General features: G+C 65.3%; 13 protein-coding genes. 11 read left to right on the plus strand and 2 right to left on the minus strand.

Annotated features, from left to right (window positions below; all coding sequences use genetic code 11):
• Nucleotides 1-92: 92 nt before the first annotated feature.
• The 8 genes from FHP89_RS16635 (at nucleotide 93) to FHP89_RS16670 (ending at nucleotide 7,279) form a co-directional block, all read left to right on the plus strand.
• A complete protein-coding gene (locus FHP89_RS16635) occupies nucleotides 93-1,166 on the plus strand; it encodes a flagellar basal body P-ring protein FlgI (RefSeq protein WP_144179002.1) in 1,074 nt (357 codons plus the stop codon).
• The gene (gene flgJ, locus FHP89_RS16640; RefSeq protein ID WP_144178935.1) at nucleotides 1,166-2,113 is read left to right on the plus strand and encodes a flagellar assembly peptidoglycan hydrolase FlgJ; all 948 of its coding nucleotides are present in this window, start codon (nucleotides 1,166-1,168) and stop codon (nucleotides 2,111-2,113) included. The genes FHP89_RS16635 and flgJ overlap by 1 nt, the downstream gene beginning before the upstream one ends.
• A gap of 236 nt (nucleotides 2,114-2,349) precedes the next feature.
• Complete coding sequence (gene flgK, locus FHP89_RS16645; protein ID WP_144178934.1) at nucleotides 2,350-4,287, plus strand: flagellar hook-associated protein FlgK; 1,938 nt, start codon at nucleotides 2,350-2,352, stop codon at nucleotides 4,285-4,287.
• A gap of 25 nt (nucleotides 4,288-4,312) precedes the next feature.
• A complete protein-coding gene (gene flgL / locus FHP89_RS16650; RefSeq protein WP_144178933.1) occupies nucleotides 4,313-5,476 on the plus strand; it encodes a flagellar hook-associated protein FlgL in 1,164 nt (387 codons plus the stop codon).
• A gap of 1 nt (nucleotide 5,477) precedes the next feature.
• Nucleotides 5,478-5,948 carry a hypothetical protein gene (locus FHP89_RS16655; RefSeq protein WP_144178932.1) on the plus strand — a complete coding sequence of 157 codons (471 nt, stop codon included), beginning with the start codon at nucleotides 5,478-5,480 and terminating at the stop codon, nucleotides 5,946-5,948.
• A 215-nt stretch (nucleotides 5,949-6,163) separates the two neighbouring features.
• Entirely contained in the window at nucleotides 6,164-6,565 is a 402-nt protein-coding gene (locus FHP89_RS16660; protein WP_144178931.1) for a hypothetical protein, read from the plus strand.
• Nucleotides 6,566-6,598: 33 nt separating this feature from the next.
• The gene (locus tag FHP89_RS16665; RefSeq protein WP_260851649.1) at nucleotides 6,599-6,814 is read left to right on the plus strand and encodes an RNA-binding S4 domain-containing protein; all 216 of its coding nucleotides are present in this window, start codon (nucleotides 6,599-6,601) and stop codon (nucleotides 6,812-6,814) included.
• Nucleotides 6,815-6,823: 9 nt separating this feature from the next.
• On the plus strand, nucleotides 6,824-7,279 hold the full coding sequence (locus FHP89_RS16670) for a YaiI/YqxD family protein (RefSeq protein ID WP_144178930.1): 456 nt from the start codon (nucleotides 6,824-6,826) through the stop codon (nucleotides 7,277-7,279).
• Between the two features lie 2 nt (nucleotides 7,280-7,281).
• Here the strand turns inward: FHP89_RS16670 and FHP89_RS16675 are convergent, their stop codons facing one another.
• Nucleotides 7,282-9,891 (minus strand): TRAP transporter permease, encoded by a 2,610-nt coding sequence (locus FHP89_RS16675; protein WP_186300352.1) that lies wholly within the window; start codon nucleotides 9,889-9,891, stop codon nucleotides 7,282-7,284.
• Between the two features lie 347 nt (nucleotides 9,892-10,238).
• On the opposite strand from FHP89_RS16675, the gene FHP89_RS16680 reads away from it, so the two are divergent.
• From FHP89_RS16680 to FHP89_RS16690, 3 genes are read left to right on the plus strand one after another with little or no spacing between them, the layout of a single operon-like run.
• Nucleotides 10,239-10,682 carry a DUF302 domain-containing protein gene (locus FHP89_RS16680; RefSeq protein WP_260851650.1) on the plus strand — a complete coding sequence of 148 codons (444 nt, stop codon included), beginning with the start codon at nucleotides 10,239-10,241 and terminating at the stop codon, nucleotides 10,680-10,682.
• Nucleotides 10,666-11,841 carry a YeeE/YedE family protein gene (locus tag FHP89_RS16685; RefSeq protein WP_186300351.1) on the plus strand — a complete coding sequence of 392 codons (1,176 nt, stop codon included), beginning with the start codon at nucleotides 10,666-10,668 and terminating at the stop codon, nucleotides 11,839-11,841. Before FHP89_RS16680 ends, FHP89_RS16685 begins: the two co-directional genes overlap by 17 nt.
• Nucleotides 11,838-12,116 (plus strand): putative signal transducing protein, encoded by a 279-nt coding sequence (locus FHP89_RS16690; protein WP_144178927.1) that lies wholly within the window; start codon nucleotides 11,838-11,840, stop codon nucleotides 12,114-12,116. The genes FHP89_RS16685 and FHP89_RS16690 overlap by 4 nt, the downstream gene beginning before the upstream one ends.
• 3 nt (nucleotides 12,117-12,119) lie before the next feature.
• On the opposite strand, the gene FHP89_RS16695 is transcribed toward FHP89_RS16690, so the two are convergent.
• Nucleotides 12,120-13,316, minus strand: a complete 1,197-nt coding sequence (locus FHP89_RS16695; protein ID WP_144178926.1) for a YbfB/YjiJ family MFS transporter — start codon at nucleotides 13,314-13,316, stop codon at nucleotides 12,120-12,122.
• Nucleotides 13,317-13,398 lie beyond the last annotated feature (82 nt).

Consider the following 13,398-nt stretch of genomic DNA (forward strand, 5'->3'; position numbering starts at 1 on the left):
CATGCGAATTCTTTGTGGGGTGGGTTTCAATCCGCCATCGCTGGCTCGATCGGTTTGGCGGGTTGAAACCCGCCCTACGGGTGGCGCTGGCCATGCTGTGTGCGCTGTTCGTCGGTGCCGCCCACGCCGAGCGCATCAAGGACCTGGCCAATATTTCCGGCGTGCGAAGCAACCAGCTGGTCGGTTACGGTCTTGTTGTCGGTCTGGACGGCAGCGGCGACCAGACCACCCAGACGCCGTTCACCGTGCAAAGCATCATCAACATGCTCGGCAACATGGGCGTGACCATGCCGCCGGGCACTAACTTGCAGCTCAAGAACGTGGCCGCAGTGATGGTCACCGCCGACCTGCCGCCCTTTGCGCGGCCCGGCCAGCGCATCGATATCACCACCTCGTCGATTGGTAACGCCAAGAGTCTGCGCGGCGGCACGCTCATCTTGACGCCGCTGAAGGGCGCCGATGGCCAGATCTACGCCATGGCGCAGGGCAACGTGATTGTTGGCGGCGCGGGTGCGTCGGGCGGCGGCGCCTCGGTGGTGGTCAATCATCTGTCGGCTGGCCGTGTGCCCAACGGTGCCACGGTCGAGCGTGCGGTGCCCACCGCGCTGGGGCAGGGCGATGTGATTCTGCTTGAGCTCGAGCAAACCGATTTCGGCACCGCCCAGCGCATGGTCGATGCCATCAATAGCGCGACCTCGCCGGGTCAGGCGCAGGCGCTGGACGGGCGGACCATTCAGGTTCGCGCGCCGTCCGATGCGTCGATGCGGGTCGCCTTCCTCGGCCGGATCGAAAACATCGACGTCACCCCGGCGCTGCAATCGGCCAAGGTGATCATCAATTCGCGCACCGGCTCGGTCGTCATGAACCAGGCGGTGATGCTTCAGCAATGCGCGGTCGCGCACGGCAATCTGTCGGTGTCGGTCACCACCGAACCGGTGGTCAGCCAGCCCAACCCGCTGTCGGGGGGGCGTACTGTGGTGGGCGAGCGTGGCGATGTGTCGATCGATCAGGCCGGCGGCGCGCTGATGCGTGTGCCCGCGGGCACCAACCTCGCCGAAGTGGTCAAGGCGCTCAACGCCTTGGGCGCCAATCCGATGGACTTGATCAGCATTCTTCAGGCCATGAAAGCCTCGGGCGCGCTGCGGGCCGATCTGGAAGTGATCTGATGCAGGGCGCCGCGCAACTCAATACCCTCGATCCGAATGCCATGGCCGACCTCAAGCGTCTGGCCAAGGACAACGATCCGAAGGCCATTGAAGCGGCGGCCAAGCAGTTCGAATCGCTGTTTCTCGCCATGGTGCTCAAGTCCATGCGCGCGGCCATGCCCACCACCGGTTTGATGGATAACGATCAGAGCCGCATGTATCAATCCCTGCTCGACCAGCAACTGGCCGCCAACATGGCTGCCAGCGGCGGCGCGGGCCTGGCCAAGGCCTTGATCGCGCAACTTGGCGGCAATCCGATGCAGGCACCCAGCCGCGACGAGATTTCGGCCGGCTTCGACATTGCCTCGGTGCCGCGTCGGCCGGCAAATGCTGCCGCTGCGCCCTTGCCGCCGGTCGATCTTGCCGCCCGCCGTGCCAGCATGTCGGCCGGTGTGAGCGCACCCACCACCATCGAACCGACGCCGCCGGAGATTTCCTCCGACGCTGCCGCCTTCGTGCGCAAGGTCATGCCGCATGCTCAGGCGGCCAGCCGTGAAACCGGCATCCCGGCGCACTTCATGGTTGCTCAGGCCGCGCTCGAAACCGGTTGGGGCAAGTACCAGTTGCGCGACGCCAGCGGTCAGCCCAGCCACAACCTCTTCAACATCAAGGCCGGCAGCAGTTGGGAGGGCAAGACGGTATCGGTGGGCACCACCGAATACGTCAATGGCCGCCCGGTCACCGAGCAGGCCCGCTTCCGCGCCTACGGATCGTATGCCGAGTCCTTCCGCGACTACGCCCGCCTGATCGGCAACAGCCCGCGCTACGCCGATGTGGTGGGGCAGCAAGACGCCGCCGCCTTCGCCCGCGAGCTGCAAGCCGCCGGCTACGCCACCGACCCGCGTTACGCCGAAAAACTCACCCGCATCATCACCGGCCCCACGCTGCGCGGCGCGTTGCCGGGCTGATTCCCTTGCTGGGTGCGGTATTGGCCCTGACGTCCTTTGAATTGCTGAGTCTCTCCAGCGTTGCGATGACGTAGGGTGGGCGGCTCGACGCCCACCATCGTGCCTCGCGATATGTGTTGTCGGGTGGGCAGTGAGCGGCCCACCCGACGAGACTCATCCGTTTGTCGCCCAAGCTGTTAGCTGGCATAAGTTTTGCGTTGTTCTGGTCGTAGAAGTCTTAGCGACGAGGAACTCCCATGGCAGGCATGCTCAATATTGGCATCACAGGTCTGAACGCCGCCCAGGCGTGGTTGAACACGACCAGCCATAACATCTCCAACGCATCGACGCCCGGCTTCAGCCGGCAGACGGTTGGTCAGAGCACGCTGACCCCGGTGTTTTCCGGCGGTGGATTTTTTGGCCAGGGCACGCAGGTCGACTCGGTCAAGCGGGTGTACAGCCAGTTTCTCGAGAACCAGGTGCTCACCGCCGACACCCGCCGCGCCTCGCTGACGGCTTACGAAAGCCAGATTACGCAGATCGACAATCTGCTCGCCGATCCGACCTCGGGCTTGTCGCCAGCGATTCAGAGTTTCTTCAATGGCGTTCAGGAAGTGGCGGCCAACCCGTCGAGCGTGCCCGCCCGGCAGGCGATGATCGCCTCGGGCGAATCGCTGGCCTCGCGGTTTCAGTATCTCGATAGCCGCCTGCGTGATATCGGCGAGGGCGTTGAGGGCGAAATTGCCAGCACCGTTTCTCAGATCAACGCCCACGCCAAGCAGCTGTCGGAGATCAATCAGCGCATCCTGGTGGCCGAGTCCGCGGGCTCAGGTACGCCGGCGAACGACCTGCACGACTTGCGCGCCACGGTGCTGAGTGACCTGAACAAGCTCATTCAGGTGAGCACGGTGACCGAGAGCAATGGCTCGCTCAGCGTATTCATTGGTAGTGGACAGCCGCTGGTGATTGGCGGGCAGGTCACCACACTGAATACTTCACCGAGTGTCGACAATCCCGAAAAACTCGCGGTCGGCCTGCAATTGATCGGCGGCGGATCGGTGCAGATGCCCGAGACGCTGCTCACTGGCGGCTCGCTCGGCGGCCTGCTCGAGTTTCGTCGTGATTCGCTTGAGAGCGCCAAGAGCCAGCTCGGCCTGATTGCCGTTGGTTTGAGCGAGACCTTCAATGCTCAGCACAAGCTAGGGCAGGATCTGGACGGCGCGCTCGGCCTCGATTTCTTCAAGCCGCTCAGCCCAAGTACCCGTCCGCTCAACGGTGCGACCACCGCACCGACGGTGGCCTTTGGCAACGTGGCGAATCTTACCGGCGACAATTACCGCCTCACCTACACCAACACGACGGGCGCCTACACGCTGGTCAATGCGCGTACCGGGGCGAGTGTCGCTTCGGCCGCCAGCGTGGGGCTGACCATCACCCCGCCGGGAACGACGGTCAGCGGGGAAGAGTTCATCATCGAGCCGACCCGCGAGGCCGGTGCCAACATCAGTGTCGGTATTGGCGATACCCGACTGGTGGCGGCGGCCGGGCCAGTGCGTGCTCAGGTCGCCGGCAACAATACCGGAACGGCCACCGTAAGCAGCGTGACGGTGACCAGCACGGCCGGCTTTGCCACCGCCTCGCCGCACATCGGCGCGCACACCTTGCAGTTCAATGGCGTGACCAACCAATATGATGTGCGCGATGCCGGCAATACGCTGATCGGCAGCATCGCTTTCAACCCGGCCACCGACTCGGCGGGGGTGACGCGGACCTTGCCCGGCGCACTGGGGGGTATCGATATCAAATTGGCCGGTGTGCCGGTCACCGGTGATCGCATCACGCTCGAAAGCAACACCGATGGCGTCGCCGACAATACCAACGCCGTGGCATTGAGCAATCTGCAGACGGCGAAGACCTTGCTCGCCTCGGGCGGGTCCGCGACGGCCAGTTATCAGTCCACGTATTCAAATCTGGTCAGCAATGTGGGCAACAAGACCAGTGAAGTGAAAGTCAGCCGTGCCGCACAAGACACGCTTGTCGGCCAGGCCACGGCCAGCCGCGAAGCACTCTCAGGCGTGAATCTCGACGAAGAAGCCGCGAACCTGATCCGCTACCAGCAGGCCTACCAGGCCTCGGCACGGGTGATGTCGATCGCGTCCAGCTTGTTCGACGAAATTCTCTCCATCGCGCGCTAAGGCAGCGAAAAGAAGGAGCCCGATCATGCGAATCAGTACCGGTATGCTCTACCAGACCGGCGTCAACACCATCCAGAAGCAGACCGCGCAGATGCTGCAGACTCAGCAGCAGGTGGCGACCGGCCGGCGCATCATCGCCCCCTCGGACGACCCGATTGCCTCGGCGCGTGCGCTGGAGATCTCCCAGGCCCAAGGCATCAACGCCCAGCAGCAGGTCAACCAGGGCTACGCCAAGGATTCGCTCGGTCTGCTCGAGAACAAGCTGGCGGCCGTCGAAGAGCTGATCATTCACACCCGCACCCGCGCGGTCGAAGCGGGCAACGGCACTTACGCGCCCAGTGAGCTCAAGTCCTTGGCCATCGACGTGCGCGCCAGCTTCGATTCCATGCTGGCCTTGGCCAATAGCCAGAACGGGCAGGGCGAATACCTGTTCTCGGGCTACCAGGCCGATGTTCAGCCCTATGTCGGCACGCTCGACGGCGTCAGCTATCAGGGCGACCAGGGGCAGCGCACCTTGCAAGTGTCGCCCTCGCGGCTCATGCCGGTTAACAACGCCGGCAGCGACGTATTCAATTCCGTGCGGCAAGACCCCGGCAAGTTCTTTGCCGTGCCGGTCGCGCCCAATGGCGGCACGGGGCATATCGCCGAGGCACAAACCACGGGCACCTACACCGGCACCCGCTACGACATCCAGTGGGACGGCACCAACTACAATGTCACCGACGCTGATACCGGCGCCGCCGTGGTCAGCCAGAGCGGTCCCACGCTCACCTTTGGCGCCGTGCAGCTTGAAATGGGCGGCACGCCCAACGCAGGCGACAGTTTTGAAGTCGGCCCGCGCGCCAATGTCTTCAATATGTACACCAACATGGTTCGCGCGCTCGAAAACCCGTCGACCACCGTTGGCATCCAGGGCGCCGTCGCGCAGGCCATCGAAGGCATGGACCGCAGCCTCGATCAGGTCCTTGTGGTGCGCGCCTCGGTCGGCTCGCGCATGGTCGAGCTGTCCACGCTCGAATCGGTGGGTAGTGATCTGGACATTCAATACACCCAGACGCTCTCGCGCCTGCAGGATGTCGACTATGCCGAGGCGGTGAGCAACCTCACCTTGCAACAGACTTACCTGCAAGCCTCGCAGCAGTCCTTCCTGCGCATCAACCAGCTCAGCCTCTTCAACTACCTCAGCTGACATGCGCGCCGCCCGCCCACTCCTCGCCATCACCGCGCTTGTTGTCGCAGGTTGCAGCAGCATCCCCAACCCCAGCCTCGGCGAAGGCCCCAGCACCCAATGGCTGCTCGCGCCGGCTGCCGCCATCACCGTGATCGAGAGCGGCTACACCACCAATGCGCACATCGCCGGTATGGTCGCCGGCTGGGCGCTGCTTGACCCGCTCGCGCCCAACTGGCAGATCCAGGCCACCCGCATCGATGAGCGCAATGTGCGCTTCCGTCTCCAGCACAAACTCCTGCACACCGGCGGCGAAGGCGAAGCCCGTCAGGTGCTCCGCCGCAACGCGGAGCGCATCACGCAGGAAGAAGGCTTCAGCGAATACGAGATCGTTCGCCTCGAGGAAGGCGTTGATTCCACGCGCCCCTTCGCGCGCCGCACGATGGTGGCGGATGTGCGAATGCTCAGGGGCCGGTCGCTGCCGGGTCTGTAGAGGCGGGGCATCAACCGTCTAGATGCCTCACATCCATCGGTGATCCCGGTGGGGGTGTCGCCTGGCCCTATTTACGCATTTTGTGCCGAGTAGTGGCGGCGGTTTCAATCGGCACAGACATCCGCCGCCGGCGTGATTCAACGCGCCGATAGTGCTTTACTCCGTCGGCGCGAGCGTCGAACATATCCGGCTTTTGCGGGTAAGGCACTGCAGCGATGAAAAACTCCCCGGTTCTGATGATGTGGCTGACGCTCCTCTGTGCGTCGGTGCAGGCGGCAGACATGGATGCGTTTTTCGCCAACGCGAAGAACGAGAAAGGGTTTGCGGCCTCGACAGCGGCAGGGCAGGTTGTCGCGGGACGTCAGCGCATCATGGCGGCGTGCGCCGAGGCGAAAACAAAGAATCCGGCGGCGGACTGTGCGTGTGTCGAGCGCGAGTTGGGGCAGGTGTCTGATCGCACGTTCTATTATGAAAGCGTGCTGGCGTATCAAGCGTACCGGGAGAAGGTCGAGGCGCTTGAGGCGGATGACCAGGCGCGGTATGCGCAACTCAAGCAACAGCATGCGCAGCGGTTGAGTTTGTCGCGCCGTCTCGAGACGGCGTGTGGAAAGTTCTGATCTGCCCGGTGGGCGGCGTTTGATAGGGCGGCGATGATGCGCGATGTAGTGATTACCGTGGAGCCGGTTGAGCTCTACAAGATTCTGAAATTCGAAGGCCTGGTGGGCAGTGGCGGTGAAGCGAAGACGGCCGTGGCCGAGGGCCTGGTGCGGGTCAATGGCGAGGTGGAAACCCGCAAGCGCCGGCAGATCGTGGCTGGCGATGTGTTGGGCTTTGCCGGCGAGACGATTCGCATTGTGCGGGCTTGAGGCGTGACGATGCAGATATGGGTTGATGCCGATGCCTGTCCGGTGGTGATCAAGGATATCCTGTTCCGGGCGGCGGATCGCGCCAAGGTGATGACCACGCTGGTGGCCAACCAGATGGTGCGGGTGCCGCCCTCGCGGTTTATCAAGATGGTGCAGGTGTCATCGGGCTTTGATGTGGCCGACAACGAGATTGTGAAGCGTCTTGAGCCCGGCGATCTGGTGATTACCGCCGACATTCCGCTGGCGGCGGATGTGATCGAGAAGGGTGGCCATGCGCTGAACCCGCGCGGCGAGTTTTACTCGGCCGAGAATATCCGCTCGCTGCTGAACATGCGCGACTTCATGGACACGCTGCGCTCCAGCGGTGTCGATACCGGCGGGCCGCCGGCCTTCAGCCTGAGCGATCGCAAGGCCTTTGCCAGCCATCTGGATCGCTTTCTGGCGCGCCACGCGCCGCGCAGCTGAACTCAGGCCGCCGGCGCCTCGGCCGCGCGTTCGGCCAGCGCCGTGCGGCGTCGTTGTTGCTGGCGTATCACCCAGCCGATGAGCGCCAGCGCCGGCAGGAACATCCACTCCTGCGCCGGGCGGTCGCTCGGCACTTCGACCGCATCAATCCGAAAACCGCTTTGAATGCCGAGTTTGGCGGCCTGGCTGCCAAACGCGACGCGCGTGATGGTGAAGCCGGTGTCGCTGATCACCGTGCCCACGCCGCTGTCGGCGAGACGTCGGGTGGCGCTGGCGGCCGGTTTGCCCAGCGGTAGCAGTACGCCGCGCTCAACCTCGTCGCCTTCAATCGTGGTGCCGCTCAGGAACACCCGCATCTGCGCGTTGGGCGGCGCATTGACGATGGCCGCTTCGGCCTCGGCGCCGATGAGTTGTTTGTAGGGCGCGATGAGCGGGTCCATGAACATGCCGGGGTTGAACAGCATAAACACCGCCAGCAGCATGATCAGCCGTTCGCGCCCGGTGCTCTTGATCAGCAGCCAGCCCTGATTCACCGAAATGAAGGCGAAGCCCGCCAGCGTGGCGCTGCCGAGGGTGAGCAGCGTATGCCCCACGCCTTCGACGCCGATCAGCAGCAGCTTGGGGTTGAGCACGAACATGAAGGGGATCAGCACCATGCGCATGGAGTAGCGGAAGGCTTGCATGCCGGTCTTGATCGGGTCGGTGAGGGCGATGCTCGCCGCCGCGTAAGAGGCCAGCCCCACCGGCGGGGTGATGTCGGCCATCAAGCCAAAATAGAACACGAACAGGTGGGCGGCGATCAGCGGCACCAGCAGGCCGTTCTGCGCGCCGAGCGCGACGATCACCGGCGCCATCAGCGACGACACCACGATGTAGTTGGCGGTGGTCGGCAAACCCATGCCGAGCACCAGGCAGATCAGCGCGACCAGCACCAGCATGAGGATGATGTTGCCGCCCGACAGCGCGGTGACCAGATCGGTCATCACCAGACCGATGCCGGTGAGCGTGACGGTGCCGACGATGATGCCGGCGGTGGCCGTGGCGATGGCCACGGTGACCATGTTGCGCGCGCCGGCGGCCATGCCGTCGACCAGATCCTGTGCGCCGCGCCAGGCCGAGGCACGGATGCTGCCTTCGCCCCGAAACCACGTTAGCAGCGGGCGCTGGGTGAGCACGATGAAGGCCAGGAACAGCACGGCCCAGAAGGCCGCCCGGGTGGGCGAGAGTTGTTCGATGACGAGGTTCCACACCAGCGCGCCCACCGGCAGCAGAAAGTGCAGCCCCGAGCGCAGCGTCGGGCCGAAGGCGGGCAGGGCGGTGATCGGTGCGTCGGCCGACTCGTCGGTGCGGATGTGCGGCGCGCTGATGCGCAGCAGCACCACATAGGCGACCAGCATGAGCGCGGCAACGACGGCAAACGAGATCTGCGGCAGCACTGCGTGCACCGCCGCACCGGCGACGGTGACGAAGGCCAGCGTGCCGGCCAGGCCGATGACGCCCAGCGAGATGTTGGCCAAGGTGCGTTGCCAGCGTGGCGAGTGGCGCCGCGGCAGGCCGCGCATGTTGGCCTTTACCGCCTCGAGATGCACGATGTACATCAGCCCCAGGTAGGACACCAAGGCCGAAATGAGTGCGTGTTTGAGTACCTGCACATAGGGTACGCCGACATACTCGACCATCAGGAAGGCGGCCGCGCCCATGACGGGCGGCATCACCTGGCCGTTGACCGAGGCGGCCACTTCGATGGCCGCGGCCTTCTCGGCCGAATAGCCGACACGCTTGATGAGCGGAATCGTGAGTGGCCCGGTGGTCACCACATTGGTGATCGACGAGCCGGAGATCAACCCCGTGGCCGCCGACGCGACCACCGCCGCCTTGGCCGGTCCGCCGCGTAAATGGCCGAGCATGGCCACCGCGCTGCGGATGAAGTAGCTGCCGGCGCCCGCCGTTTCGAGTAGCGCGCCAAACAGCACAAACAAGAAAATGAAGCCGGCCGACACCCCCAGCGCGACGCCGAACACGCCCTCGGTGCCCAGCCACAGGTGGCCCATGGTGTGGCTGAACGAGGCGCCTTTGTGGGCGATCAGATCGGGCATCTGCTCGCCGAAGAAGATGTAGATGAGCAGCGTCAGCGCCAGCCCGACCATGGGCAGGCCGAGCACGCGGCGGGTCGCCTCTAGCAGCAGCGTGAGGCCGATGGCGGCGGTACCCACTTCGATTGCCGAGGGATTGCCGACGTGTTCGCTGACCGACTCATAAAACAGCGCCAGGTAGCCCGCGCTGAGTGCCGCCAGTGTGGCAAGTACGATGTCGGCCCGCGGAATGTCCGGGCGGCGCTCGCGCCGGAGCACCGGGTAGGCGAGCAGCGCCAGAAAGACCGCAAAGGCCAGGTGCAGCGAGCGGATGCGCGCCTCGTTGAACACACCCACCCCCAGCCATTCGGGCAGCGGTGAGGCCACCCAGAGCTGAAACACCGACCACGCCAGCCCGGTGAGCGCGAGCACATGCGCCATGCGCCCGGCTGGCACGCGCAGACCCATGGCGACGTTGGCCGCGCGGAGGCGTGGTGTGGTCGTGCCTGTTTCGGGGGTGTGCTCGTTTGCACCGTTCATTTGCGTGCTTGTCTCCCTCGGTGGGGCGGTCTGCGCCGCTTCCCGGGTGTTGCCTGTCGGCAACATCCTTGTGTCGGACCAGTATCTTTGGCTGATCAGGGGTGGGTCAAGGGGGATATGTCAGAGCCTGTGGCGTCTACGCCCGTCGGGCGGCCGACCGGCGTGGCAAGGTGTTGTTCGCCGTGTGCGCAGGTCATGCCACAGCGCAACACGATGCGCCAAGTGCGTGTAAGCCTGCTGCGTCGACGCCGGTCTACCGGAAGAGGTGCAAGTCGCACCGAAGGGGAGGTGGGTTTATGGCAGTGTCGATTCGTTGTAGATCTCGGCGGGCAGCGTCGCGTGCGAGCGTGACCCTGGCCTTCTGCCTGAGCATGCTGGCGACCGGCGCGTCGGCTGCGCCGCCGGCGGTGATGACCACGGCCAGCGGGCATGGCTTCGATACGCTGGTGTCGCGCCTGGAGGCGTCGATCGGCCGGCACAAGATGGGCTTGGTCGCGCAGGCCAGCGCCAGCCGGGGCGCTGCCTCGCGCGGGGTGAGCATTCCGGGCAACGCGGTGCTGATGGTGTTTCGCAATGACTACGCGGTGCGCATGCTCGCCGCCAGCGTGGCCGCGGGCATCGAGGCGCCGCTGCGGCTGTATGTGACCGAGCTGCCGGACGGCACAACGCAGGTGCACTACGTGGCGCCGAGTGCGGTGTTTGCGCCCTATGGCAGCGCGGCGCTCGATGCCATGGCGCGGGAGCTGGATCCGGTGTTTGCGAAGATTGTGGCCGATGCCGCTGCGCCCTGATCGGTCTGTGGCCGTGCAGTGGCCGGTGGCGGCGCTGGCCTTGCTCGGTGTGCTTGGCCTGATGCCGTTTCTGGCCGGCCGAATGATCGCGCTGCTGGTGATTGGAGTCTGGCTCGGCGTGACGCTGTTTCATGCCGCCTTCGGTTTTGCCTCGGCGTATCGGGTGGCGATATTGCGGCGCGAGTCCGCCGGGGTGCGCGCGCAGTTGTGGATGGTCGCCTTGGCGACGGTGTTGTTTGCGCCCGCGTTGGCGACGGGCGAGGTGTTTGGTCAGGCGGTCGGCGGGGCGGTGGCGCCGGTGGGCTGGCAGGTGGCGATCGGCGCCTTCGTGTTTGGCATCGGCATGCAGTTGGGCGGCGGCTGTGGCTCGGGCACGCTGTACACCGCCGGCGGTGGCAACCCGCGCATGGGCGTGACCTTGCTGGCGTTTATCGCCGGCTCGTTCTGGGCCAGCCTGCACATGGGCTGGTGGCAGATGCTGCCGGGCATCCCGGCCGTGTCGCTCGGCCACACGCTGGGCTGGCCGCAGGCGGTGGCCTTGCAATTGGCGGTGCTGGGTGTGGCGGCGTGGTGGCTCAAGCGTCGCGATAGGGCGTCTGCGCCAGCGACGCGTCGGCACCGGGTCTGGCAAGGTCCGTGGCCTTTGATGGCCGGCGCGGTGGCGCTGGCGGTGCTCAACCTCGCCACGCTGGCGCTGGCCGGCCATCCATGGAGCATCACCTGGGCGTTTACGCTGTGGGGTGCAAAGGCGGCGAGCTGGGTCGGCTGGGACGCGGCGAGTGCGCCCTTCTGGCAGGGCGGTTTTCAGCAGGCTGCGCTGGCGAACAGTGTGCTGACCGACACCACCTCGGTCATGGATATCGGCTTGCTGCTTGGCGCCATGCTGGCCGCGGCGTTGGCCGGGCGTTATGCCGCCAACCGCCGCTTCTCCGGGCGGGCGGTGATGGCCGCCGTCGTCGGTGGGTTGCTGATGGGCTACGGCGCGCGCATCGCCTTTGGCTGCAACATTGGGGCGTTTGTGTCGGGCGTGGCCTCGACCAGTGTGCATGGCTGGCTGTGGATTGCCTGCGCCATCCCGGGTACGGTGTTGGGTATCTGGCTGCGGCCGATGTTTGGTTTGGCGAATGAACCGCCTGTTGCAACAGGAGGAACGGGATGACCGAAGGTGATGGTGACTGGCTGATGGTGGCCCGATGTCTCGACCCGACCGAGGCGCATCTGTTGCGCGCCTGTCTGGAGGCGGCGGGGCTGGACGCGATGGTGGCCGACGCCAATCTGGTTCAGACGCATTCGCTGATTGCGGTCGCGGTGGGCGGCGCGCGGGTGATGGTGCCCGAGGCCCAGCTCGAGCGCGCCAAGGCGGTGCTCGAAGCCTACCATCGGGGCGAGTTCGCGCTCGACGACGACGTCGATGTGGGTGAGCCGCGCGACTGAGGTTCAGGCAGCGTGCGCGGTGGCGCTGGCCGCGTCGCGCCGCTCGACCGCCTTGAGCATGATCAGCAAGATCGTGCCGACCACCATCACGCCGGCGGCCAGGTACAGTCCGCCGGCGTAGCTGCCCAGGCGGGTGGCGATAAAGCCGGTGATGGCCGGGGCGATGATCTGCGCCACGCCGTAAGAGAGCGTCATCTTGCCCATCATCTTGGCCGGGCGGGTGGGGTAGTAGCGCCCCGCCATGGTCAGCACCAGGCTCACCATGCCGATGAAGGTGCCGCCAAACAGGATGGCGCCGGCCATGGCGGGCACCAGGCCGTCGGCCACCACCGGCAGCACGATACCGACGATCTGCAGTGCCGAGGCGAGAATCAGCGCGTTGAGATCGCCGGTACGCCGGGCGATCAGGTCCCACACCATGCATGACGGGGCGCCGGCCACGCCGATAGTCAGGAACACCAGCCAGCCGCGTCCCGCTAGACCCGGCAGCTGATCGATGATGGCGACAATGAAGGTCGCGCTGACCACATAGCCGACACCGGCGCAAAAATACGCCGCCATGAACAGACGCATGAAGGCCGGGCTCGGCGGGGCGTCGACCAGCTTCTGGCCGGTTTTGGTGACCGCGCTGCTGTCGGGCGGCGGCAGCCAGCGCAGCGCCGGTACCAGCAGCACGCAGCCGATGGCGGTCAGGGCGAACCACTGCTCGCGCCAGTCAAAGAAGGGGCTCATCAGCGCGACCGCGGCCGAACACCCGGCGATGCCCAGACCGATGCCGGCAAAGTGGATGCCCAGCTCGCTGCGGTGATTGTGGCGGATCAGCCAGTTGAGGATCAGCCCGGTGCCCAGCAGCATGCCGGCGGCGCTCGACAGCCCGGCGATGAAACGTGAGATGGCCCACACGGTGACATCGGTGGTCAGCCCCATCATCACGGTGCTGAGAATCGCCACCACCAGGCCGATGCGGTAGAGCCGGTCCTTGAGCACCAGATCGCTGATCAGCGAGGCGATCAGCGCACCCGACAGATAGCCCGCGTAGTTGATCGCCGCCAGCCAGCCCGCTTCGGCCACGCCCAGCCCGGCCTGCGCCTGCATGATCGGCAACAGCGGCGTATAGGCAAAGCGCGCAACCCCCAAGGCCAGCAAGAGGCTGAAGATGCCGGCACTCAGGACTTTGAATCGTTCGCGTTGATCGCTCATAGGGGTAGATTTTTTCTGTTTGGTGGACGCACGATAAACGGGCTAATGTATCAATACAAATGATTTGTTAAGAACGGTTCGT

The sequence above is a fragment of the Denitromonas ohlonensis genome (assembly GCF_007625205.1).
GTDB classification, from domain to species: Bacteria; Pseudomonadota; Gammaproteobacteria; order Burkholderiales; family Rhodocyclaceae; genus Nitrogeniibacter; species Nitrogeniibacter ohlonensis.

Bases quoted from the DNA above. Each gene is read 5' to 3' on its own strand.
- FHP89_RS16670 (WP_144178930.1), top strand. From the start codon at position 6,824: ATGCAGATATGGGTTGATGCCGATGCCTGTCCGGTGGTGATCAAGGAT.
- FHP89_RS16675 (WP_186300352.1), bottom strand. From the start codon at position 9,891: ATGAACGGTGCAAACGAGCACACCCCCGAAACAGGCACGACCACACCA.
- FHP89_RS16695 (WP_144178926.1), bottom strand. From the start codon at position 13,316: ATGAGCGATCAACGCGAACGATTCAAAGTCCTGAGTGCCGGCATCTTC.
- FHP89_RS16635 (WP_144179002.1), top strand. From the start codon at position 93: ATGCTGTGTGCGCTGTTCGTCGGTGCCGCCCACGCCGAGCGCATCAAG.
- FHP89_RS16690 (WP_144178927.1), top strand. From the start codon at position 11,838: ATGACCGAAGGTGATGGTGACTGGCTGATGGTGGCCCGATGTCTCGAC.
- flgK (WP_144178934.1), top strand. From the start codon at position 2,350: ATGGCAGGCATGCTCAATATTGGCATCACAGGTCTGAACGCCGCCCAG.
- FHP89_RS16685 (WP_186300351.1), top strand. From the start codon at position 10,666: ATGCCGCTGCGCCCTGATCGGTCTGTGGCCGTGCAGTGGCCGGTGGCG.
- FHP89_RS16665 (WP_260851649.1), top strand. From the start codon at position 6,599: ATGATGCGCGATGTAGTGATTACCGTGGAGCCGGTTGAGCTCTACAAG.
- flgJ (WP_144178935.1), top strand. From the start codon at position 1,166: ATGCAGGGCGCCGCGCAACTCAATACCCTCGATCCGAATGCCATGGCC.
- FHP89_RS16660 (WP_144178931.1), top strand. From the start codon at position 6,164: ATGAAAAACTCCCCGGTTCTGATGATGTGGCTGACGCTCCTCTGTGCG.
- flgL (WP_144178933.1), top strand. From the start codon at position 4,313: ATGCGAATCAGTACCGGTATGCTCTACCAGACCGGCGTCAACACCATC.
- FHP89_RS16655 (WP_144178932.1), top strand. From the start codon at position 5,478: ATGCGCGCCGCCCGCCCACTCCTCGCCATCACCGCGCTTGTTGTCGCA.